The organism is Actinomycetospora succinea, assembly GCF_004363095.1.
In the GTDB taxonomy this organism is placed as follows: Bacteria; Actinomycetota; Actinomycetes; order Mycobacteriales; family Pseudonocardiaceae; genus Actinomycetospora; species Actinomycetospora succinea.
This window is the reverse complement of the sequence record NZ_SNYO01000006.1, coordinates 169,454-191,208: the sequence shown is the minus strand read 5'-3', so window position 1 is coordinate 191,208 and position 21,755 is coordinate 169,454. Positions and strand designations below refer to the sequence as shown.

The window sequence follows — 21,755 nt, the reverse complement described above, 5'->3', positions numbered from 1 at the left end:
CTCAGGAGTCCGGGCGGTGCACGGCCGTCGGGGCGATCCGCAGGATCAGGCGGGTCTGGTCCGGGCGGTGCCAGGGGTAGGGCCGGCCGAGGTAGCGCCGGGCGAGGAACTCGATGTGCTCGGCGGCGCCGTGCGGGGTCACCTCGACGACCCGCCCGCGCACGGCGACGTAGCGCCCGGGCCGCCCGGCGTCGGCGATCGCGACGGAGACCCGGGGGTCACGGCGGACGTTCTCGACCTTCTGGAGGCCCTCGACGGCGTTGAGGACGACGTGGGTGCCGTCGGTGTCCACCCAGGACTCGGTGGTCTCGGGCGATCCGTCCGGCATGACCGTCGCGACGAAGCACGGGTTGGCGCCGCGGAGCAGGGAGACGACGTCCTCGGGGAGTCGCTCGGCCTGCACTGGCTCGACGCTCATCGGTGGTCGTGGTCCTCCGTGGTGGGCTCGCGGGCGCCGTCCACGGTAGGACGGGCTGGTCACGCGCCGTGCGAGGGGTCCCGCCCGGAGTCGTCAGCCGCCGAAGGCGAGCACCGACGCGGTGAACGCGTGCAGGTGGTTGCGGGCGGCGACGGGCCCGATCTCCCCGGCGGCGAAGAACCCCGCGACGCCCTCGGGACGCAGGCCCCGCCGGACCGCGGCGACGTCGTGGTCGGCGTCGGGGAACATGGCCCGACCTCGCCCGTTGCACGAGAACAGCAGCGCGCCGGCGGTGTCGCCGTCGCCGCGGTGGCGGGTCATGAGCCAGTCGAGGTCAGCGTCGGCGCTCGCGGCGTCGCGGACCTGGAAGCGCACGGTGCGCCCCACCTCGACGACGTCACCGACGGTCACCGTGCCCTGCTCGGGATCGGCGCCGACGACGCCGCGGATGAGGAAGTCGCCCTGGCGGTGGTCGTCGGCGTACTCGTCCATCGCGATCCCGAGGTGCAGGCTCTGCGCCACCATCTGCTGCTCGGCCTCGTCGAGCTCGCCGACGATCTGCTCGAGCTTGCGGTAGGCGGGCTGCCCGGCGAGACCCTGCAGGTGCGGACCCTCGGCGGCCGTGACGGTCATCGTCGGGCCGACGGGGCGGCACCCCTGGCTGACGAGCGTGCGGACCCGGACGTCGCCCCCGATCGTCACGCCGACCACGCCGCGCTCGTGCACGACGCCGTCGAGGAACAGCCGCGTCGCGCCGGCTCCACCCGGCCCGGACGCGAGCCCGCCCACCAGCGGCAGGCCCTGCAGTGCCTCGGCCGAGTGCTCGACGAACCCCTGGATCGGGAAGGTGTAGGGGTCGGCGAGCAGCAGCGCGACCTCGTCGGCGTCGGTGCGCTTCGGCATCCCGCCGACGACGAGACCGTTCTCCGCGCGGTGCGCGTCGAGGCGGAACGGCGTCAGCGAGGCGTCGGGCAGCGCGCCCGCCCACACCGCGACGGCCGGCTGCGCCTCGACGCCGCGCCCGTCGCCGATCACTCCTCCCGCGCTGCAGCCGACGGCCACCCGCGCGCCCGCGACCTCCATCGCCCGCTCGCCCGCCCGTGCGATCTCGTCGGGATCCGGGTGGCAGACGAAGACGGCCAGCAGGTCGGGGCGCCGCCCCCCGAGAGGGGCCGTGGCCTGCGCGACGGCGTTCTCGGCGGCCGCCAGCAGGTCGCCGCCCTGGGCCAGCCCGTCCCCGTAGTCCGGCATCGGACCAGTATGCGCCGGGCCACCGCGGTCGCGCGGGGTCATCACGGCGCGCGGTCGAGTACCATCGCCACGCTGTTGTCGTCGACCTCCGAAGGGTTTCGTGGCCGTCACCGATCGCGCCCGCCGTCTCACCGAGACCGCCGCGCTCGCCGCTGCCGACAAGCTCGCCCAGGACGTCGTCGCCATCGACGTGTCCGAGCGGCTCCCGCTCACCGACGCGTTCGTCATCGCCTCGGCGCCCAACGAGCGCCAGGTGCAGGCCGTCGTCGACAGCGTCGAGGAGAAGCTCCGCGACCTCGACGCCAAGCCCGTGCGCCGCGAGGGCACCCAGGAGGCCCGCTGGGTCCTGCTGGACTTCGCCGACATCGTGGTGCACGTGTTCCACACCGAGGAGCGGGAGTTCTACGGCCTCGAGCGGCTGTGGAAGGACTGCCCGGCCGTGCCGCTGCCCGCCGAGGTGTACGGGCCGCCCTCCGATCAGAGTGCCGCCGGCGAGTGAGCCTCCACCGGCTGGTCCTCGCCCGCCACGGTCGGACGATGTGGAACGCCGAGAGCCGCATGCAGGGCCGGCTCGACCCCGATCTCGACGAGGTCGGGCGCGCCCAGGCCCTCGCCGCCGCGCCGCTGCTCGCGGCCTACGAGCCGGCGCTGCTCGTCGCGTCCGACCAGGTCCGCGCCTGGCGCACGGCCGAGGCCGTCGCCAAGGAGTCCGCGCTGGTCCCGCGCCCGGAGCCGCGTCTGCGCGAGACATCGCTGGGTGATTGGGAGGGCCTGACCGGCTCCGAGGTCGAGGCGGGCTGGCCCGGCGGGCTGGAGGCGTGGCGCACCGACCCGGCGTGGGCGCCCCCCGGCGGTGAGTCCCGGGTCGACGTCGCCGAGCGCGCGTTCCCCGTGGTCGCCGAGCTGGACGCCGAGCTCGGCGGCAGCGACGAGCGGCAGACCGCGATGGTCGTCGCGCACGGCGGCACGATCGGCGCGCTGACGGCCTCCGCGCTGGCCTGGCCGATCGAGGCGTGGCACTCGCTCTCGCCGCTGCACAACTGCGCGTGGGCGATCCTCGAGCACCGCATCGACCGCTGGCGCCTGCGCGCCTGGGGCCTCCACGCGTGACCCTCCTGGTCGTGATCGGGGACTCGCTGTCGTTCCACGGGCCCGATCGCGCCGAACCCGCCGACGAGCCGCGCCTGTGGCCGCACGTGGCGGCCTCCACGCTGGGGGGACGCGCCGAGCTGCACGCCGGCCTGGGCTGGACCGCGCGCCACGCGTGGCGGGCGATGGTCGGCGACCCGCGCATCTGGGCGTCGCTGCGCCACGCCGACGCGGTCGTGCTGGGGATCGGCGGGATGGACACGCTCCCGTCGCCGGTGCCGACGGCGTTGCGGGAGCTGATCCCGGCGGTGCATTCGCCCCGCGTCCGGCGGGCCGCCCGGGACGCGCACGCGTGGGTGGTGCCGCGCGCGGCGCGGGCGCTCGGGCGCGCGGGGCCGGTCGCGCTGCCGCCGGCGGAGACCGTGCGGCACCTGGAGCTGCTCCGCGTGGCCGTGACCGCGCTGATCCCGGGCCTGCCGGTGGTCGGGATGCTGCCGTCGGTGCACCGCGCGCCGTTCTACGGCGGGGTCCACGCGGGGCGCGACCGGCACGTGGCGGCGATGACGGCGTGGGCCCATCGGCATGGTGTGCGCCTGGTCGACCCCGTGCCCCTCGTCGCCGACCACGTCCTCGGCGGGCACGGCAACCCCGACGGGATCCACTGGGGATGGACGGCCCACGCGGCGGTGGGGGCGGCCGTCGGCACCGAGGTGGCGGCAGCGCTGGCCGACCGTCCTGCCCGATGATGTGCCGGTGACCACCGTCGTGAACCTGCTCGACACCGACGCCTCCCCGGAGACGGTGTTCGACCGGGTCGCGGACCTGCGCACCGAGGCGGCCTGGAACCCGGCGGCGCGGCGCATCGACCTGCTCGGGGCGGAGCCGGTGGGTGTCGGCTCGCGCTTCGAGGGGACCTGGCTCGGGCTGGGCGGCGGGACCGCCGAGATCGTCGAGTACGACCGGCCGAGGTGCTGGCGCACCCGCTGCCGGTTCCGGGGGCTGGACGTCGACCTCGTCGGTGACGTCGAGGCCCGCGGGAGCGGCAGCAGGTTGACGTTGACGATCTCGCTGGCAGCCCCCGGCGCCCTGGGGTCGGCGCTGCCGGCGCTCGCGGCCGGGATGCGCGTCGCGGGGCGGGCGAACATGCGGCGGTTGGGGAAGATACTGGCGCCCCGGGGCTGACCGGCGGTCTCCTGTCGGCCGTTCGGTCTGCTGTCGGCCTCGGTGTGACGGCTGTCCGTCCCCACCCCGGGCGCTCGTCCCCAGGCGCTCGGTCCGTGCTGGGCTCTCCGGCCAGGTGCTTTCTAGCGTCCCGGGCATGACCCGCTCCGCGCCGCCCGACACCGACGGCGCCCGCGCCCGCCTGCGGGCCCGCGCCGCCGACTGGGGCGGGCGGGACGCCGTCGACGTGGGGCCGCCCGACGGTGCCCGCGTGGGCTGGCCCGGGGCGCCGCCGGGCACGCCCGCCGCCCGGCTGCGCCTGCCGCCGCGCCCGGACGACGTGCCGGCTGGTCGGCGAGGTGATCTTCGGGGTGACGTCCGGGGTGACGTCCGCGGTGACGTCCGCGGTGACGTCCGTGGTGACGTCCGTGGTGACGTCCGTGGTGACCTCCGTGGTGACCTCTGTGGTGAGCCCCGCGCCGACGACCGGGACGACGCGTGGTGGGACGACGACGAGGACGACGAGCCGCTCCCCGCGGCGCGCCGGGGGAGCGCGTGGGACCCGCCGGAGCGCGGCGAGCGGGCGCGGCGGTGGATGGCGCGGTGGCTCCCGGCGTCGTGGTCGGGCGCGCGGTGGGACCCGGGCCGCACCGGGGCGCTCGCCCTCGCCACGGTCGCCGCCGTCGCGGCGGTCGTGGCGGCGGTGGGGGTGTGGTCGGACCGCCCGGTCGCCGAGCCGGTGCCCGCGCTGCCGCTGGTGGCGGGTGCACCCGTCCAGCCCTCGCCGGCGGCTCTGCCGCCCGGTGGCCCGCCGCCCGACACGGGACCGATCGTCGTGTCGGTGTCCGGGAAGGTCGCCCGGCCCGGGCTGGTGCGGCTCCCGCCCGGCAGCCGCGTCGGTGAGGCCGTCGACGCCGCCGGTGGCGCGTCGCCGGACGCCGACATCACCGGGCTCAACCTCGCGGCGCGGCTCACCGACGGCGAGCAGGTGGTGGTCGGGGTACCGGCGGCGGCGCCGTCGGCCTCCGCAGCGCCGGCGGGTGGTGGTGCTCCCGGTGGCTCCGCGCCGGGCGGGCCGGTCAACCTCAACACCGCGACCCTCGAGCAGCTCGACCAGCTCCCCGGCGTCGGGCCGGTCACCGCACAGCGGATCCTCGAGTGGCGCACGCAGAACGGGCGCTTCGGAGCGGTCGAGCAGCTGCAGGAGGTCAGCGGGATCGGCGACGCCCGCTTCGCGAACCTGCGCGACCTGGTCACGGTGTGAGCGGCCGGCCTCCGAGGCCACCGGACGAGCCCGCGCCGCCCGACCTGCGGCTCGTGCCGGCGGCGCTGGCGTCGTGGGGCGTCGCGATCGCGGCGCTCACGGCCGGCTGGGGTGTCGCGCTGGTGCTCGTGGTGCTGGCCGCCGTGGCGGCGGTGATCGCCGCGCGACGGGCTCGAGGCTCCTCGGGTCGGTCCGGGCTTCGGGCCGTCGTCGTGGCCGCGGGCGGGTGCACGGCGGCCGTGGGGCTGGTGGCCGGGCTCGGGGCCTTCGCCGTGGCGAGCCACCCGCTGCGCCCGGCCACCGGCACCGGGGTGTCGGCGCGGCTGGACCTCGTCGTCACCGCCGACCCGCGGCCCGTCCGCTCGACGGTGCCGGGGCCGGGGCGGGTGGTCGTGCGCGGCGAGCTGGTCGGCGGCCAGGTCGGGGCGGGTCCGGGGTGGCTCGCCGGCGGCCGGGTGGTGCTCCTGGCGCCCGCCGACGAGTGGGGCGGCCTGCTGCCCGGCCAGCTGGTCAGCGCGCGGGGCCGGCTCGGGCCGCCCGACCGCGCCGACCTCACGGTGGCGGTGCTGCAGGTGCGCGGACCGCCGCGGTCGGTGGGCCCGGTGCCGGTGATGCAGCGGGTCGCCGGCGACCTGCGCGGTGGCCTCCGCGACGCGGCGCGGGCCGTGCTCGCCGAGGACCCCGCCGGCCTGCTGCCCGGGCTAGTGGTCGGCGACACCTCGGGGATCTCGCCGGGGCTCACCGACGACTTCCGGACCGCAGGGCTCACGCACCTCACGGCGGTGTCCGGCACGAACGTGGCGATCGTGTGCGGCGCGGTGCTGCTGCTCGCCCGGCTGGCGCGGGCGGGTCCGCGCACGGCGGCGGTGCTGGCGGGGCTGGCGCTGGTCGGGTTCGTGGTCCTCGCGCGGCCCTCGCCGAGCGTGCTGCGCGCGGCCGTGATGGGCGGGGTCACGGTGCTGGCGCTCGCGGTGGGGCGGCGGCGCTCGGTGGTGCCGGCCCTCTGCGCGGCGGTGATCGTGCTGCTGCTCGTCGACCCGGGGCTGGCGACCGACCCGGGGTTCGCGCTCTCGGTGCTCGCCACCGGCGCGCTGGTGCTGCTCGCGCCCGGGTTCGTGGCGCGGATGCGGGCGCGCCGGGTGCCGCCGGGCGTGGCGGAGGCGCTCGCGGTGCCGGTGGCCGCGCACGTGGTGACGGCGCCGGTGATCGCGGGGCTGTCGGGCGAGGTCAGCCTCGTCGCGGTCGTGGCCAACCTGTTCGCCGCCCCGGTGATCGCCCCGGTGACGGTGCTCGGGGTGATGGCCGCGGCGGTGGCGCCGTGGTGGACCGCGGGTGCGCACGCGCTGGTGTGGGCGGCGGGTCCCGGGGTGTCGTGGCTGGTGTGGGTGGCGCGGCGGTGCGCCGCGGTCCCGGGCGCGACGCTGGAGTGGCCGGGCGGGGTGCCCGGTGCGCTCGGGCTCGCCGCGGTCGTCGTGCTGGTCGGGGCGGCGCTGCGCTGGCGGCGGCTGCGCGCGGTGGTCGCGGCGATCCTGGTCGGCGCGCTGCTGGTCCTCGTCCCCACCCGCGTCGCGCCGCCCGGGTGGCCGCCCGCGCGCTGGACGCTCGTGGCCTGCGACGTCGGGCAGGGCGACGGCCTCGTGCTCGCGACGGGGGAGCCGGGGCGCGCGGTCCTCGTCGACGTCGGCCCGGACGCCGGCGCGATCGACGGGTGCCTGGCGCGGCTCGGGGTCCGGTCGCTGGCGCTCGTCGTGCTGACCCACCTGCACGCGGACCACGTCGGCGGCCTCGCCGGGGCGCTGGCGGGCCGGTCGGTCGGCGGCGTCGCGCTCGGCCCGGCGCGCGAGCCCGCGGACACGCTCGGGCAGGTGGTGCGCCGGGCCGCCGCGGTGCGCGCCCCGCTGGTCGGGCTGGCGCGCGGGACCGTGCTGCGGTGGCCGGGGCTGGTGCTCGAGGTGCTGGGCCCCGTGCACCCCGCCGCGCACGTCGACGGCGACGACGGCTCCGCGGTCAACGACACCTCGGTGGTGCTGCGTGCGCACACCCCGGTCGGACGCGTGCTGCTGCCCGGCGACGCGGAACTGTCGTCGCAGTCCTCGCTGCTCGGGTCCGGCTCGGACCTGCACGCGGAGATCCTCAAGGTCCCGCACCACGGGTCCCGGTCCTCGCTGCCGACCTTCCTCACCGCGGCCCGCGCCTCGCTCGCCCTGGTCAGCGTGGGGCGCGGCAACACCTACGGCCACCCGAACCCTCGGGTCGTGGACCTGCTCGCCCGCACCGGTGCGCTCGTGCGCCGCACCGACGAGTCGGGCGACCTCGCCGTCGTCGCCGGCGCCGACCCGCGCACCGGGCCCGCCGTCGTCGCCCGCGGCGACCCGCGCCCCGACCCGAGGAAGCGGTGAGCGTCAGGTGATCACGGGCGACGCCGTGCACCTCCGGACGCTCGCGAGGTGCACCCGGTCGCCCCTGATCTCGGGCGCTGCGGCAGAACGCGGGACCCCACCCGTGTCCCGAGGACACGGGTCGAGCCCCGGAGAACTACAGGCCCAGGGCCTCGCGGACCGCCGCCGACGTCGCCGGGATCGTCGCCTTCGGCCCGACCTGGTGCTCGATCGCGTCGAGGGTCTTCAGGCCGTCGCCGGTGATCAGCAGGACCGTGTCGGCGTCCGGGTCGAGATCGCCCGACTCGACCATCTTCTTGGCGTTCGCCACGGTCACGCCGCCGGCGGTCTCGGCGAACACGCCCTCGGTGCGCGCGAGCAGGCGGATGCCGTCGCGGACCTCCTCGTCGGTGACGTCGTTGATGCTCCCGCCGCAGCGGCGCACAGCGTCGAGGACGTAGGGCCCGTCAGCCGGGTTCCCGATGGCGAGCGAGCGCGCGATCGTGTCCGGCTTCTGCGGGCGGACGACGTCGGTGCCCTCGCGGTAGGCGGTCGAGACCGGCGAGCACCCCGCGGCCTGGGCGCCGAAAACCTTGTACTCGGCGTCGTCGACCAGCCCGAGGGAGATCAGCTCGCCGTAGGCCTTGTCGACCTTGGTCAGCTGCGAGCCCGAGGCGATCGGGATGACGGTCTGGGCCGGGATGCGCCAGCCGAGCTGCTCGGCGACCTCGTAGCCCAGGGTCTTCGAGCCCTCGGCGTAGTACGGGCGGACGTTGACGTTGACGAACGCCCAGTCCTCCTGCTCGAAGGCGAGCTCGGTGGCGAGGCGGTTGACGTCGTCGTACGTGCCCTCGCAGGCGAGGAGGTTGGTGTCGTACACCGCGGTCATCAGGATCTTCGCGCGCTCGAGGGAGGCGGGGATCAGCACGACCGAGTCCCAGCCGGCGCGGGCGGCCGCGGCGGCGGTGGCGTTCGCGAGGTTCCCGGTCGACGGGCAGGCCAGCACGGTGAACCCGAGCTCGCGGGCGGCGGCGAGGGCGACGGCGACGACCCGGTCCTTGAAGGAGTGGGTCGGGTTGCCGGTGTCGTCCTTGATCCACAGGTTGCGGATGCCGAGCTCGGCGCCGAGGCGGTCGGCGCGCAGCAGGCGGGTGAGGCCCGGGTCGGTGTTGGGGTACGACTCGACGGTACTGGGCACCGGCAGCAGCGACTTGTAGCGCCAGATGCTGCGGGGGCCGCGCTCGATGTCCTCGCGGGTCACGCGGCCGAAGTCGTAGGCGATCTCGAGCGGGCCGAAGCACTGCGGACAGGCGAACTCGGCGGCGAGGTCGAGGCGGTGGCCGCAGGCGCGGCAGGCGAGAGCAGCGGCGGGACCGAGGTCGAGCCCGGTGGTACTCGTGGGCTGGGCGGTCAGCGTCATGGAAGGAAATCCTCCTCATCTTCCCCGCGAACGGGTCGGAATTGGCACCGTGATCGCCTGCGGAGAACGCTGACGCCGGTTGCCGGGGTGTCGTCGGGCCGGTCCCTCTACCCCTCTGGATGAGCCGTATTCGGTTGTGCGAGACCCCTGGGGCGCTCGGCGGAGAAGACTACGGCACCGGTTCCGACCCGACCACCGAGCGCGCGCCGGGGGAGATGTGCCTCACGCGGGCCGGGCGGACTCGCGGCCGCGCTGTCGTGGCGTCGTGACACGATCGGAGCGTGAGCTCCGCGAGCGCCCCCGGGCCGGTGCACCTCGTCGTCGGCGACGAGGGGCTGCTGGTCGAGCGGGCGGTCACGCGAGCCATCACGGCGGCGCGCGAGGCCGACCCGGCGGTCGAGGTCAGCCGGCTCCCGGCCGGTGAGCTGACGTCCGGGGTGCTGGGCGAGCTGGTCAGCCCGTCGCTGTTCGCCGAGTCGCGGGTGGTCGTGGTCGAGAACGGCCACGACGCGGGCGCCGAGGTCACGACGCTGCTGCTCGAGTACGCGAAGGCGCCCAGCGAGGGCGTCACGCTCGTCGTCGTCCACCGCGGCCCGCCGAAGAGCTCCCGCAGCCGCCGCCCCGCCAAGGGTGCGGCGAAGGGTCCCGCGAAGGGCGACGCGCTGCTCGAGGGCCTGCGCGGGGCGGGCGCCACCGAGGCGGCGGCGTCGTCGCTGTCCGACGACCAGCGGGCCGACTTCGTGCGCGCCGAGGTCCGCCAGGCCGGCGGCAAGATCACGGGCGAGGCGCTCGGGCTGCTCATGGACGCCGTCGGCTCCGACCTGCGCGAGCTCGCCGCGGCGGCGTCGCAGCTGGCGTCCGACTCGGGCGGGCACGTCGACGCCGACGCGGTGCGGCGGTTCCACCGCGGGCGCGCCGAGGTCACCGGGTTCGCCGTGGCCGACCGCGCCATGACCGGCGACCGCGCGGGCGCCCTCGAGGCGCTGCGCTGGGCGCTCGACACCGGGGTCCCGCACGTCGTCGTCGCCGACGCGATCGCCGACGGCGTGCGGACGGCCGCGCGGGTCACGGCGGCCGGACGCGGCGACCCCTACAGCCTCGCGTCAGGCCTACGGATGCCGCCGTGGAAGGTGAAGCGGGGCCAGCAGAACGGCCGCGGGTGGACGGGCGAGGGGTTCACCCGCGCCATGGGCGTCGTCGCCGACCTCAACGCGAACGTCAAGGGCGCCGCCGCCGACCCGTCCTACGCGCTCGAGTACGCCGTCGAGGCGGTCGTCGCGGCGCGGGGGAACGCCCGCCGCTGACACACGCGAACGGCCCGCCCCCGGGAACCGGGGACGGGCCGTCGCGAGAGCTTGGGTCCGGTCAGGCCGGGGTCTTGCCCGCCTTGGCGTCGACGGTGAAGCGCTCGGCGCGGTGGGCCATGCGCGACTTCTTGTTCGCCGCCTGGTTCTTGTGGATGACGCCCTTGCTGACGGCCTTGTCGAGCAGGCGGGCGGCCTCGCGCTGGCGGGTGGTGGCCTGCTCCTGGTCACCGGCCTCGACGGCCTCGCGGTAGCGGCGGATCGACGTCTTGATGCGCGACTTGACCGCCTTGTTGCGCTGGCGCGCCTCTTCGCTCTTGCGGATGCGCTTGACCTGCTGCTTGATGTTCGCCACGGAGTCTTCGAACCTCGTCTGTCGGTGCTGTCTGGCGTCACGGGAGCGCGCGGGGGCGCTCGACCGCCTCACACGTGTCCTCAAGGTTAGCAACACCGCTCGTCGCGGAGCGCGGGCGGGCCTCATGGGACGATGGGGGCGAGCCGGCCGACCCAGAACGTGAGGAACCCGTTGAGCCAGACCACCCAGCAGTCCGCCAGCAACCCTGGACGGCCGGGCACGAAGGGTTTCGCCGACGAGACGTTCACGCCGCCGGACCGGATCCGCAACTTCTGCATCATCGCCCACATCGACCACGGCAAGTCGACGCTGGCCGACCGGATGCTGCAGATGACCGGCGTCCTCGGCGACCGCGCCTACCGCGCGCAGTACCTCGACCGCATGGACATCGAGCGCGAGCGCGGCATCACGATCAAGGCGCAGAACGTGCGCCTGCCCTGGTGCGCCGCCGGTCCCGACGGCGAGATGCGCGACCACGTCCTGCACCTCATCGACACCCCGGGCCACGTCGACTTCACCTACGAGGTGAGCCGGTCGCTGGCCGCGTGCGAGGGCGCGATCCTGCTGGTCGACGCCGCGCAGGGCATCGAGGCGCAGACCCTGGCCAACCTGTACCTGGCCATGGAGCACGACCTCGAGATCATCCCGGTGCTCAACAAGATCGACCTCCCGGCCGCCGAGCCCGAGCGCTACGCCGAGGAGATCGCCCACCTCATCGGCTGCGAGCCCGACGACGTCCTGCGCATCTCGGCCAAGACCGGCGCCGGCGTCGAGGCCGTCCTCGACGAGGTCGTGCGCCGCGTCCCCGCACCGGTGGGCGACGCCGACGCCCCGGCCCGCGCGATGATCTTCGACTCGGTCTACGACACCTATCGCGGCGTCGTCACCTACATCCGCGTCGTCGACGGCCGCATCACCCCGCGCGAGCGCATCCGCATGATGTCGACGAACGCGGTGCACGAGCTGCTCGAGGTCGGGATCATCTCGCCGGACCAGAAGCCCTGTCAGGGCCTCGGGGTCGGCGAGGTCGGCTACCTGATGACCGGCGTGAAGGACGTCCGCCAGTCCCGCGTCGGCGACACCGTGACCTGGGAGCGCAAGGGCGCCACCGAGCCCCTCGGCGGCTACCGCGACCCGCAGCCGATGGTCTACTCCGGGCTGTACCCGATCGACGGGTCGGACTTCCCGATCCTGCGCGACGCGCTCGACCGCCTGCGTCTCAACGACGCCGCCCTGTCCTACGAGCCGGAGACCTCGGCGGCGCTCGGCTTCGGGTTCCGCTGCGGGTTCCTCGGCCTGCTGCACCTCGAGATCACCCGCGACCGCCTCGAGCGCGAGTACGGGCTCGACCTCATCTCCACCGCGCCCAACACCGTCTACCGCCTCGAGCTCGACGACGGCTCCGAGGCCGAGGTGACCAACCCCGCGGACTGGCCCGAGGGCAAGGTCGCGACGATCTACGAGCCGATCACCAAGGTCTCGGTGCTCGCCCCGGCGGACTTCGTCGGCCCGATCATGGAGCTCTGCCAGTCGCGGCGCGGGTCGCTCGAGGGCATGGACTACCTGTCCGACAGCCGGGTCGAGCTCCGCTACACGATGCCGCTCGCCGAGATCATCTTCGACTTCTTCGACATCCTGAAGTCGCGCACCCGCGGCTACGCCTCGCTGAACTACGAGCCCGCCGGCGAGCAGGCCGCTGACCTGGTGAAGGTCGACATCCTGCTGCAGGGCGAGCCGGTGGACGCGTTCTCGGCGATCGTGCACCGCGACGCCGCCTACGAGTACGGCAACTCGATGGCCACGAAGCTGCGCGAGCTCATCCCGCGCCAGCAGTTCGAGGTGCCGATCCAGGCCGCCATCGGGGCGAAGATCATCGCTCGCGAGACCATCCGCGCGATCCGCAAGGACGTGCTCTCCAAGTGCTACGGCGGGGACATCACCCGCAAGCGCAAGCTGCTCGAGAAGCAGAAGGAGGGCAAGAAGCGGATGAAGACCATCGGGCGCGTCGACGTCCCGCAGGAGGCCTTCGTCGCGGCGCTGTCCACCGACCAGAACGCGGTCGAGAAGAGCAAGGCCAAGAAGTAGCTCACACCCCGCGGTCGACGGCCGGGAATGTCCACTCGCGTAGACTGGTTATCAACGCCGAGCTGTCGGCCTGGGTGGGACCTTCTCAGTGTGACCGGGTCCGCGGACAGCTCTCGTGTCCGAGTTCCCTCTCCTGAAAGATCTACGTGACCAACGCTGCTGTCCTGTCCGACCACGACGTCGAGCTCGTGGACGTGATCTCCCCCTCCACCTCTGACGCGACCGACGAAGCGGGCAACACCCCCGTCAGCGCCCCGGAGGACCAGACCGAGAGCCTCGAGGACGTCGAGAACGACGCCGAGGACACCGACGACACCGAGGACGAGGCGACCGACGAGGTCCCCGCCTCGGCCTTCGCCGCGCTCGGCGTCGCCGAGCGACTGCTCCCCACGCTGGTCGAGTCCGGGTTCGACACCCCGACGCCGATCCAGTCCGAGACGATCCCGCTGCTGCTGTCGGGGCGCGACGTCCTCGGGCTCGCGCAGACCGGCACCGGCAAGACCGCCGCGTTCGCGCTGCCGATGCTCTCGGCGATCGACCCGGCCCAGAAGTCGGTCCAGGCCCTCGTGCTGACCCCGACCCGCGAGCTGGCGATCCAGGTCGCGGAGGCCATCGAGCGCCTCGGCGCCGGCGTCCCCGGCCTGAACGTCGTCCAGCTCTACGGCGGCGCGCCCTACGGCCCGCAGCTGCACGGGCTGCGCCGCGGCGGGCAGATCGTCGTCGGCACCCCCGGCCGCATCTCCGACCACCTCGAGAAGGGCACGCTCGACCTCACCGACGTCGCGCACTTCGTGCTCGACGAGGCGGACGAGATGCTGCAGATGGGCTTCCTCGAAGAGGTCGAGCACATCTTCGACCTGCTGCCCCCGGACCGGCAGGTGGCGCTGTTCTCGGCGACCATGCCGGGCGCCATCCGCGAGGTCTCGCGGCGGCACCTGAACGCCCCGGCCGAGGTCTCGATCAAGTCGAAGACGCAGACCGGCGTCAACACGCGCCAGCGCTACGTCGTGCTGCCCGAGCGGCAGAAGGCGGACGCGCTCGCCCGCATCCTGCAGGTCGAGGACTTCGACGCCTGCCTGGTGTTCGTGCGCACCCGCCAGAACACCACCGACGTCACCGACGCCCTCAACCGCCGCGGCTTCGCGGCGGTCGCGATCTCGGGTGACCTCTCACAGCCGCAGCGCGAGAAGACGATCGGCGACCTGCGCGCCGGCAAGATCGACGTGCTGGTGGCCACCGACGTCGCCGCCCGCGGTCTCGACGTCGACCGCATCTCGCTGGTCGTCAACCACGACCTGCCCACCGACCCCGAGTCCTACGTGCACCGCATCGGGCGCACCGGCCGGGCGGGGCGCAGTGGCGAGGCGATCTCGTTCGTCACCCGCGGCCAGATCCGCACCATGCGGATGATCGAGGGCGTCACCAAGCAGAAGGCCGAGGAGATGTCGGTGCCGGGCACCGACGAGGTGAACGCGGTGCGCAAGCGCCGCTTCGCCGAGCAGATCACCGGCACCCTCGACGGCACGGTCGCCGGTGGCGACCCGATGGACGTCTTCCGCGGCATCGTCGGCGACTACGTCGCCGAGACCGGCGCCGACCCGATGGAGCTGGCCGCCGCCCTGGCCAAGATGGTCCAGGGCGACAAGCCGCTGCTGGTCGAGGACCTGCCGGCCCCGCCGCCGCGTGGCGAGAAGCGCCCGCGCGACGACAAGCCGGGCCGCGGTCAGGGCCGTGGCAAGGCGCCCGAGTGGAGCGTCGGGTCGGGCACCGACACCTACCGGATCGAGGTCGGCCACAACCAGCGTGTGCGGCCGGGCGCCATCGTCGGGGCCATCGCCAACGAGGCGGGGCTCGACTCGGCGCACATCGGGCACATCGACATCCGCACCGACCACACGCTGGTCGAGCTGCCCGCCGACGTGCCCGGCCCGGTCGTCAAGCGCCTGCAGCGCGCCCGCGTCGCCGGCCGCCCCATGGGCCTGCGTCGCGCGTCGCGCGACGAGGTGGCCTCGGGGCCGTCGCGGGGCCCGCGCGGCCCGAAGCGTCGATAAGCACCGTCGACGAGCACCACTGCCCGCGCCCGTCCGTGCCCCGCACGGGCGGGCGCGGTCGTGTGTGCGGGGTCAACAGGCGTCGACCAACCACCGGAACTCGGGCTGCGGCACGTCGTCGAGCTGCTCGGGGTGCCACTGCACCGCGACCAGGCGCTCCGCTTCCAGCCCCTCGACCTGGCCGTCGGGCGCCGTCGCGGTGACGACGAGGCCGTCGCCGACCCGGTCGACGCCCTGGTGGTGGAGGCTGTTCACCCGCGCGCCGGCGCCGTGCAGGCCGGCCAGGACGCTGTCGGGGGAGAGGGCGACGTCGTGCCACCGCGTGTCCGCGTGCTCGGGCAGGTGCCGGTACAGCGTGCCGCCCCACGCGACGTTCACCAGCTGGATGCCGCGGCAGATCGCCAGCACCGGGCGTCCGCGCTCCCGCGCCGCGGCGAGCAGCGCGATCTCCAGGGCGTCGCGGGCGGGCTCGAGTGCGGACGTGTGCGCGTCGGGGACCGCGCCGTAGCGCGCCGGGTCGACGTCGTTGCCCCCGGTCAGCAGGAGGGCGTCCGCGCGGTCCATCACCGCGGCCGCGTCGACGCCGCCGGGCACGTGCAGCGGCAGCCCGCCGGCCGCGACGACGTGCGCGGCGTAGCCGCTGAAGTAGGCGTCGACCTCCAGCGCGTCCATCGCCGGCGGACCGGTGTGCAGGCCGGCCGCGCTGCGGCGCCTGCCGGTCACGGCGACCAGGGGAGTGTCCATCGCGTCCGAGCCTCCCACCGGTCCGAGCCTCCCACTGGGCCGTACGTCACCCGACACCGCCGATCGGTGGCCGGTCCGGTGACCCCCCGCCTACGGTTGAGGGGCGAGGCGGACGGCGGAGGGTGCGGACAGATGCCACGGTCGGTGGTGATCGTCGGGGGCGGGCCACGCGGGACCGGTGTCCTCGAACGCCTCGCGGCGAGCGCGCCGGAGTTCGTCGACGACCTCGACGTCCACCTCGTCGACCCCTACCCGGACGGCGCGGGCCGCATCTGGCGCGAGGACCAGTCGGCGCTGCTGTGGATGAACTCGATGGCCGCCGACGTCACGATGTTCACCGACTCGAGCGTCGTCTGCGACGGCCCGATCGTCCCTGGTCCGTCGCTCTACGAGTGGGCCGTGGCGGTCCGCGACGGCGAGCTCGACGGCGAGGACGTCCCCGACGGCCCGGTGGGCGACGAGCTGCGCGCCCTCGGGCCGGCCACGTTCGCCACCCGGCGCCTGCAGAGCCACTACCTCGACTTCGTGCTGCGCCGCGTCCTCGCGACCCTCCCGCCGCAGGTCCGCGTGCACCGGCACCGGACCCGCGCCGTCGGGCTGCGCCGCGGCACGCCGGACAGGGTGCAGCTCGAGGGTGGCGGTGAGCTGCCCGCCGACGTCCTGGTCCTCGCCTCCGGGCACCTCGACGCCGCGCCGACCGATGCCGAGGCCGCCCTGGCCGCGCACGCCCGGGAGCAGGGGCTGCTCTACTTCCCGCCCGAGCAGACCACCGACTCGGAGCTCGACCGCATCCCGGCGGGGGAGACGGTGATCGCGCGCGGGATGGGACTGGCGTTCGTCGACCTCATGGTCCTGCTCTTCGAGGGCCGCGGCGGGGCGTTCCGCGACCGTGGCGACGGCACGCTCGACTACGAGCCCTCGGGCCGCGAGCCCGTCGTGCACGTCGGCTCGGGGCGCGGCGTGCCGTACCACGCGAAGACCGAGTACGCGCTGAAGGGACCGCGCCCGCCGCTGCCGCGGTTCCTGGGGCCGGACGAGATCGCCGGCTTCGTCCGCCGCGGCGACGTCGACCTGCGCCGCGACGTGTGGCCGCTCATGGCCAAGGAGGTCGGCTGGGCGTACTACCACGAGCTCTTCGCCGGCCACCCCGACCGCGTCCGGGGCGTGTGGGACGACTTCGCGCTGCGTTACGCCGAGCTCGACTGGTACACGCCGGCCATGTACGAGCTGGTCGTCGGCTTCGTGCCCGACCCCGGCGACCGGCTCGACTTCGAGCGCATCGACCGGCCCCTCGAGGACGTCTGCGCGCCCGACCTCGCGAGCCTGCAGGAGCGCCTGCGCTCCTACGTCCTCGACGACCTCGCCCGCCACGTCGACGACCGCTACACCGCCGAGCTCGGGGCGTTCGTGGGCTTGCTGTCGGCGTTCGCGCAGGTCGCGGAGCTGGCGGGGACGCCGGCGCTGACGCCGCGCTCGCGCGCCCAGGACCTCGCGTGGTGGCAGAACTTCTTCAGCTCGCTCGCCAGCGGCCCGCCCGGACCGCGCCTGCGCCAGCTGCTCGCGCTCTCGCGCGCCGGGTACGTGGTGTTCCTCGGCGCCGGGCTGCAGGTCGCGCCCGTCGAGGGTGGTTTCCGGGCCACGAGCGCCTCGCTCGACCACGTCGCCGTGACCGCGCGGACCTTCGTCGAGGCGCGCCTGTCGTCGCCGAGCGTCAGCCGCAGCGACGACCCGATGCTGGCCGGGCTGCACGCCGAGGGCCTGCTCGACGAGGAGACGCTGCGGGAGGAGCACACCGACGATTCCGGCACCGCCGTGCACGCCGCCGACGCCGCGGTCGCGCACTCCGGCGCGGCGGTGACGCTGCACAACACCGGTCTCGTGCGGGTGCGCACCTCGGACTTCCGGCTGATCGACGCCGAGGGCCGCCCCGACCCCTGCCGTTTCGCGATCGGGCCGCACACGAACGTCCGGCTCCCCGGCGCCTTCACCCGGCCGAACACCAACGCGCTGAGCTTCCGGGCCAACGACGCGCTCGCCCGCGCCGTGCTCACCCAGCTCGCCGACGTGGAGCCGGCGGCCGGGAGACTCTCGGCGTGATCCCCGACCCGGTCCGCGTCGCCCTGCCCGGGATCACGCTCTCGGTGATCGACGCCGGCACCGGGCCCGCGGTCGTCCTGCTGCACGGCTTCCCCGACCGCGCGACGCTGTGGCGCCCGCAGATCGAGGCGCTGGTCGCGGCGGGGTACCGGGTGATCGCCCCGGACCTGCGCGGCTTCGGCGACAGCGACCGCCCCGACGACGTCGCCGCCTACCGGATCAGCCACTCGGTGGCCGACGTGCTCGCCCTGCTCGACGAGCGCGGGATCGAGCGCGCCGCGGTCGCCGGGCACGACTTCGGCTCGGTGGTCGGCTGGGCGCTCGCGATGCGCAGCGACCGGGTCACGCGCTACGCCGCCCTGGCCGTCGGACACCCCGAGGCGTTCCGCGCCGCCGGGCTCGAGCAGCGCGCCCTGTCCTGGTACATGCTCTGGTTCCAGTTCCCCGGCGTGGCCGAGGAGGTCCTGCCCGCCGACGACTGGGCGCTGCTGCGGCGGTGGCTGCACGCGGGCGGCGACGACGAGCTCACCCGCACCCACATCGCCGACCTCGCGCGTCCGGGCGCCCTGACCGCCGGGCTGAACTGGTACCGGGCGAACATCGACGCGCGCACCTTCGCCGACGAGACCCCGCTGGGCCTGCCGCGCCTGACCATCCCGGTGCTGGGCATGATCGGGACGGGCGACGTCGCGCTCACCGAGGCGCAGATGGCCGGCTCGGCGCGCCACCTCGACGGCCCGTTCACCTACGTCCCGGTGCCCGGCGGCGACCACTGGCTCCCCGCCCGCCACCCCGGCGCGGTCACCGAGGCCCTGCTGGCGTTCCTGGTGCGCTGACGCGCAGGTGAGCAGTTCGGACGGCTATAGCCGTCCAAACTGCTCACCTGCCGAAGGCACCTAGCGGGTGAAGACGATCTTGCCGGCCGTGACGCCGTCGAGCATCGACCGGAACCCGTCCTTCGCGTCGGTCATCGGCAGCTCCTGGCCGATCTCCGGGGCGATGCCCGTGGCGGCGACGAAGTCGAGCAGGTCGCGCAGCTCGGCGAGCGTGCCCATCGTCGACCCGACCAGGTTCTTCTGCAGGAAGAAGATCTGGGCGAGCTCGGCGGGCGGCTGGTTGCCCGACGTCGCGCCCGAGCAGACGATCGTGCCGCCGGGCACCAGCGCGCGGACCGAGTGCTTCCAGGTCGCCTCGCCGACGGTCTCGAAGACGGCCTGGACCTTGCCGGGCAGCTTCCCGTTCGACTCGAACACCTGGTGGGCGCCGAGGCGCAGGGCCAGCTCGCGCTTCTCGTCGGTGCGCCCGGTCACCCACACCTGCATGCCGGCCGCGCGCCCGAGCTGGATCAGCGCCGTCGACACCCCGCCGGACGCGCCCTGCACGAGCATCGTCTGGCCGCCGCGCAGGCCCGACTTGGTGAACAGCATCCGGTAGGCGGTGAGCCACGCGGTGCCCATGACGGCGCCGGCCGTGGCGGACATGCCCTCGGGACGGGGCAGGGCGTTGCGCTGCGGGACGACCACGTAGTCGGCGAAGCTGCCCTGCGCCCACTCGGTGAGCATCTTGCGCTTCGGGTCGAGGGTCTCGTCGTCCTTCCAGTCCGGGTCGCCCATGAGCGAGTGCAGGACGACGGGCGTGCCGTCGTCGAGCGTGCCCGCCCCGTCGCAGCCCAGGATCATCGGGAACTGGTCTTCCTTGATGCCGACGCCGCGCAGCGTCCACAGGTCGTGCATGTTGAGGCTCGCCGCCTCGACCTTCACCCGCACCCAGCCCTCGGGCACCTCGGGGTCGGGTCGCTCGCCCACCACCAGGGAGGCGAGGGGGTCGTCGGCGTTGGGCTCGGAGGCGTAGACCGCGAACATGCCCCGCAACCTATCCGGGACGACTTGCCGCATGCCCGATGAGTTCGGGGTCATCGCGCGGTTCCACCGGTGACGGCCCCGACCCCCGACCGGAGGATCCCCTCATGTACGCCTCCCTGCCCGGCATCGACGTCTACTTCGAGGACCACGGCGCCGGCGCGCCCCTGGTGCTCCTGCACGGCGGCATGCAGACCCTCGACCTGAGCTTCGGCGCGCTGATGCCCCTGCTCACCCCGCACCGGCGCGTGATCCCGATCGAGCTCCAGGGCCACGGGCGCACCGCCGACCCCGCGGACCGCGAGGTCACCCTCGCCAACCAGGCCGGCGACGTCGTCGGGGTGCTCGACCACCTCGGGCTGGCGCGTGCCGACGTCCTCGGCTTCAGCTGGGGCGGGTACGTCGCCCTCGAGACGGCCCTGCGCCACCCCGACCGTGTCGACCGTCTCGTGCTCGCCGCGGTGAACACCCGCGCCGACGGCTACCACGCGGAGATCCACGACCCCGAGCAGTGGGCGACGTCGACCCGCATGCCGAGCGAGCACGACTTCACCGCCATGGTCGGCGAGTACGAGCGGTACGGGATCAGCACCTTCGAGGCGGTCAACGCGAAGCTGCAGCCCATCGTCGGCGCCGAGCAGAACTGGACGCCCGAGCAGCTCGCGACGATCACCGCCCCGACGCTGCTGATGATCGGCGACCACGACTTCGTGCGGGTCGACCACGCCGTCGCGATGCAGGAGGCGATCCCGGACGCCGGGCTCGCCGTCCTGCCCCGGACCAAGCACACCAAGGTCATCAGCCGGGTCGGGCTCGTCGCCCCGCTGGTGGAGGACTTCCTGGCCCGGTGAGGACGGCGGGCGCCGGCGGCGTACCGTCGAGCACGTGCTGCGTGCCGTCGCGACCTGGTGGGACGGCGTCGAGCTGTGGCTGACCCAGCTCGACTTCGCCGTCCAGGTCGTGCTGGTCGTGGCCGTCGTCGGCCCGGTGTGCTGGGGCGCGGCGGCGATCATCGACACCGTCGTGGAGCGCTCCGTGGCCGCCCGCCTCGAGGCCTCGGAACGGCGGGCGGCGCGCCGGGAGCAGGAGCGGGCGTCGACGGCCCCGGAGTCCTGAGCACGATGGACCGCCGCGTCGCCCGGCTCTGGGTCACCGCGACCCTGGTCGCCCTGCTCGTCCTCGTGATCGTGGTCAACCTGGCCTGAGCCGGGTCAGCCCTCCGGCACCCAGGACGGCGCGCGCTTCTCGGCGAACGCCGCCATGCCCTCCTGGCCCTCGTCGGAGGCGAAGAACTCCGAGGACAGGGCGAGCATCGCCTCGAGGTCCTGCGCGAGCTGCTCGCCGCGGTCGCGGCGCAGCATCGCCTTGGTGGCGGCGAGGGCGCGCGGGCCGCCGCGGGCGAGCATGTCGGTGTACCGGGTGACCTCGGCGTCGAGCCCGTCGGCGTCGACCGCGCTGTTGACGAGGCCGACGGCGGCGGCGCGGTCGGCGTCGAAGGTCTCGCCGGTGAGCATCAGCTCGTGCGCGGCGCGGGGGAGGAGCCGGGGGAGCACGGTCGCGGAGATCACGGCGGGGACGACGCCGATGCGGACCTCGCTGAACGCGAACGTCGCCTCCTTCGCCGCGACGGCGATGTCGCAGGCGGAGACGAGGCCGACCCCGCCCGCCCGCGCGGGCCCGGCCAGGCGCGCGACGACCGGCTTGTCGGAGTACCAGAGCGCGGTGAGGATCGCGGGGAACTCGTTGACGCCCTGGTCGGACGACCCGGCGCCGCGCGACTCGCGCAGGTCCATGCCCGAGCAGAACACCGGGCCGGTGTGCGTCAGGACGATGACCCGGACGGCCTCGTCCTCGACGGCGGCGTCGAGGTGCGCGGAGAGCTCCCGGCGCAGCTGGGCGGACAGGGCGTTGCGGTTGCGCGGCGAGTCGAGCGTGATCGTCGCGGTGCCGCCGGCGACGTCGAGGTGCACCAGCTCGTCGGGGTTCGGCTCCATGGGCGCCACTGTGACACGGGCGGGATCGCTCGCTCGGTGGTGGCGCCCGGGGACCCCCGGTGCGTAGCGTTCGCCTCGTGATCGAGGCGCCGACCACCGTGTGGCACGCGTGGCGCCGTCATGTCGATCTCTGCCGGACCTCCGCCGCGATCTGTTGCTCCTGACCCGCTGAGCACGTCCGGGGACCGTCCCGGGCGTGGAGTCCTCACGCCGTCGGAGCCGACATGTCCCTCGCGCAGCGCGTGGCAGCCCTCCTCGACGACTTCTGTCGCCGGGCGCCGCTGC

21 protein-coding genes and 1 riboswitch are annotated in these 21,755 nt (G+C 74.7%); of the genes, 14 read left to right on the top strand and 7 right to left on the bottom strand.

From position 1 onward, the window contains the following. Nucleotide 1 precedes the first annotated feature (1 nt). Nucleotides 2-418 carry a TIGR03618 family F420-dependent PPOX class oxidoreductase gene (locus EV188_RS21050; RefSeq protein WP_133828262.1) on the bottom strand — a complete coding sequence of 139 codons (417 nt, stop codon included), beginning with the start codon at nucleotides 416-418 and terminating at the stop codon, nucleotides 2-4. A gap of 93 nt (nucleotides 419-511) precedes the next feature. Further along, nucleotides 512-1,669 (bottom strand): FIST signal transduction protein, encoded by a 1,158-nt coding sequence (locus EV188_RS21045; protein WP_133828261.1) that lies wholly within the window; start codon nucleotides 1,667-1,669, stop codon nucleotides 512-514. Nucleotides 1,670-1,769: 100 nt separating this feature from the next. On the opposite strand from EV188_RS21045, the gene rsfS reads away from it, so the two are divergent. The 6 genes from rsfS (at nucleotide 1,770) to EV188_RS21020 (ending at nucleotide 7,582) form a co-directional block, all read left to right on the top strand. Continuing rightward, the gene (gene rsfS, locus EV188_RS21040) at nucleotides 1,770-2,168 is read left to right on the top strand and encodes a ribosome silencing factor (protein ID WP_133828260.1); all 399 of its coding nucleotides are present in this window, start codon (nucleotides 1,770-1,772) and stop codon (nucleotides 2,166-2,168) included. Next, nucleotides 2,165-2,779: a histidine phosphatase family protein gene (locus tag EV188_RS21035; protein ID WP_133828259.1), complete on the top strand. Its 615-nt coding sequence runs from the start codon at nucleotides 2,165-2,167 to the stop codon at nucleotides 2,777-2,779. The genes rsfS and EV188_RS21035 overlap by 4 nt, the downstream gene beginning before the upstream one ends. Next, complete coding sequence (octT, locus tag EV188_RS31845) at nucleotides 2,776-3,504, top strand: diglucosylglycerate octanoyltransferase (RefSeq protein WP_166660001.1); 729 nt, start codon at nucleotides 2,776-2,778, stop codon at nucleotides 3,502-3,504. Before EV188_RS21035 ends, octT begins: the two co-directional genes overlap by 4 nt. Nucleotides 3,505-3,511: 7 nt before the next feature. Beyond that, nucleotides 3,512-3,940 carry an SRPBCC family protein gene (locus EV188_RS21030; RefSeq protein WP_166660000.1) on the top strand — a complete coding sequence of 143 codons (429 nt, stop codon included), beginning with the start codon at nucleotides 3,512-3,514 and terminating at the stop codon, nucleotides 3,938-3,940. Between the two features lie 136 nt (nucleotides 3,941-4,076). Next, nucleotides 4,077-5,183: a ComEA family DNA-binding protein gene (locus EV188_RS32710; RefSeq protein WP_133828257.1), complete on the top strand. Its 1,107-nt coding sequence runs from the start codon at nucleotides 4,077-4,079 to the stop codon at nucleotides 5,181-5,183. Next, nucleotides 5,180-7,582: a ComEC/Rec2 family competence protein gene (locus EV188_RS21020; protein ID WP_133828256.1), complete on the top strand. Its 2,403-nt coding sequence runs from the start codon at nucleotides 5,180-5,182 to the stop codon at nucleotides 7,580-7,582. Before EV188_RS32710 ends, EV188_RS21020 begins: the two co-directional genes overlap by 4 nt. A gap of 136 nt (nucleotides 7,583-7,718) precedes the next feature. Here the strand turns inward: EV188_RS21020 and thrC are convergent, their stop codons facing one another. After that, entirely contained in the window at nucleotides 7,719-8,981 is a 1,263-nt protein-coding gene (gene thrC / locus EV188_RS21015; protein ID WP_133828255.1) for a threonine synthase, read from the bottom strand. Between the two features lie 12 nt (nucleotides 8,982-8,993). Further along, a riboswitch (SAM riboswitch) is annotated at nucleotides 8,994-9,107 on the bottom strand. A 155-nt stretch (nucleotides 9,108-9,262) separates the two neighbouring features. Here thrC and holA point away from each other — a divergent pair. Beyond that, nucleotides 9,263-10,285 carry a DNA polymerase III subunit delta gene (holA, locus tag EV188_RS21010; protein WP_133828254.1) on the top strand — a complete coding sequence of 341 codons (1,023 nt, stop codon included), beginning with the start codon at nucleotides 9,263-9,265 and terminating at the stop codon, nucleotides 10,283-10,285. A 61-nt stretch (nucleotides 10,286-10,346) separates the two neighbouring features. On the opposite strand, the gene rpsT is transcribed toward holA, so the two are convergent. Continuing rightward, the gene (gene rpsT, locus EV188_RS21005; protein WP_133828253.1) at nucleotides 10,347-10,640 is read right to left on the bottom strand and encodes a 30S ribosomal protein S20; all 294 of its coding nucleotides are present in this window, start codon (nucleotides 10,638-10,640) and stop codon (nucleotides 10,347-10,349) included. A gap of 171 nt (nucleotides 10,641-10,811) precedes the next feature. Here rpsT and lepA point away from each other — a divergent pair, with 171 nt between their 5' ends. Together lepA and EV188_RS20995 are read left to right on the top strand one after the other, a co-directional pair. Continuing rightward, nucleotides 10,812-12,725, top strand: coding sequence for a translation elongation factor 4 (gene lepA, locus EV188_RS21000; RefSeq protein ID WP_133828252.1), 1,914 nt, complete (start codon nucleotides 10,812-10,814; stop codon nucleotides 12,723-12,725). 146 nt (nucleotides 12,726-12,871) lie between these two features. Then, a complete protein-coding gene (locus tag EV188_RS20995; protein ID WP_243741879.1) occupies nucleotides 12,872-14,776 on the top strand; it encodes a DEAD/DEAH box helicase in 1,905 nt (634 codons plus the stop codon). A 72-nt stretch (nucleotides 14,777-14,848) separates the two neighbouring features. Here the strand turns inward: EV188_RS20995 and EV188_RS20990 are convergent, their stop codons facing one another. Further along, complete coding sequence (locus EV188_RS20990) at nucleotides 14,849-15,520, bottom strand: gamma-glutamyl-gamma-aminobutyrate hydrolase family protein (protein WP_133828251.1); 672 nt, start codon at nucleotides 15,518-15,520, stop codon at nucleotides 14,849-14,851. Nucleotides 15,521-15,652: 132 nt separating this feature from the next. Between EV188_RS20990 and EV188_RS20985 the strand changes: the two genes are divergently transcribed. Continuing rightward, complete coding sequence (locus EV188_RS20985; protein ID WP_133828250.1) at nucleotides 15,653-17,617, top strand: FAD/NAD(P)-binding protein; 1,965 nt, start codon at nucleotides 15,653-15,655, stop codon at nucleotides 17,615-17,617. After that, complete coding sequence (locus EV188_RS20980; protein ID WP_133828249.1) at nucleotides 17,614-18,453, top strand: alpha/beta fold hydrolase; 840 nt, start codon at nucleotides 17,614-17,616, stop codon at nucleotides 18,451-18,453. Before EV188_RS20985 ends, EV188_RS20980 begins: the two co-directional genes overlap by 4 nt. Before the next feature lie 60 nt (nucleotides 18,454-18,513). Here EV188_RS20980 and EV188_RS20975 read toward each other — a convergent pair whose 3' ends face one another. Then, nucleotides 18,514-19,479 (bottom strand): quinone oxidoreductase family protein, encoded by a 966-nt coding sequence (locus EV188_RS20975; RefSeq protein WP_133828248.1) that lies wholly within the window; start codon nucleotides 19,477-19,479, stop codon nucleotides 18,514-18,516. A 104-nt stretch (nucleotides 19,480-19,583) separates the two neighbouring features. On the opposite strand from EV188_RS20975, the gene EV188_RS20970 reads away from it, so the two are divergent. Both EV188_RS20970 and EV188_RS20965 read left to right on the top strand, forming a co-directional pair. Further along, the gene (locus tag EV188_RS20970) at nucleotides 19,584-20,327 is read left to right on the top strand and encodes an alpha/beta fold hydrolase (RefSeq protein ID WP_208114309.1); all 744 of its coding nucleotides are present in this window, start codon (nucleotides 19,584-19,586) and stop codon (nucleotides 20,325-20,327) included. 34 nt (nucleotides 20,328-20,361) lie between these two features. Next, complete coding sequence (locus EV188_RS20965) at nucleotides 20,362-20,592, top strand: hypothetical protein (protein WP_133828247.1); 231 nt, start codon at nucleotides 20,362-20,364, stop codon at nucleotides 20,590-20,592. A gap of 95 nt (nucleotides 20,593-20,687) precedes the next feature. On the opposite strand, the gene EV188_RS20960 is transcribed toward EV188_RS20965, so the two are convergent. Then, complete coding sequence (locus EV188_RS20960; RefSeq protein WP_133828246.1) at nucleotides 20,688-21,470, bottom strand: enoyl-CoA hydratase-related protein; 783 nt, start codon at nucleotides 21,468-21,470, stop codon at nucleotides 20,688-20,690. A 59-nt stretch (nucleotides 21,471-21,529) separates the two neighbouring features. Between EV188_RS20960 and EV188_RS33255 the strand changes: the two genes are divergently transcribed. Further along, entirely contained in the window at nucleotides 21,530-21,634 is a 105-nt protein-coding gene (locus tag EV188_RS33255) for a putative leader peptide (RefSeq protein WP_424922944.1), read from the top strand. The last annotated feature ends 121 nt before the right edge of the window (nucleotides 21,635-21,755 follow it).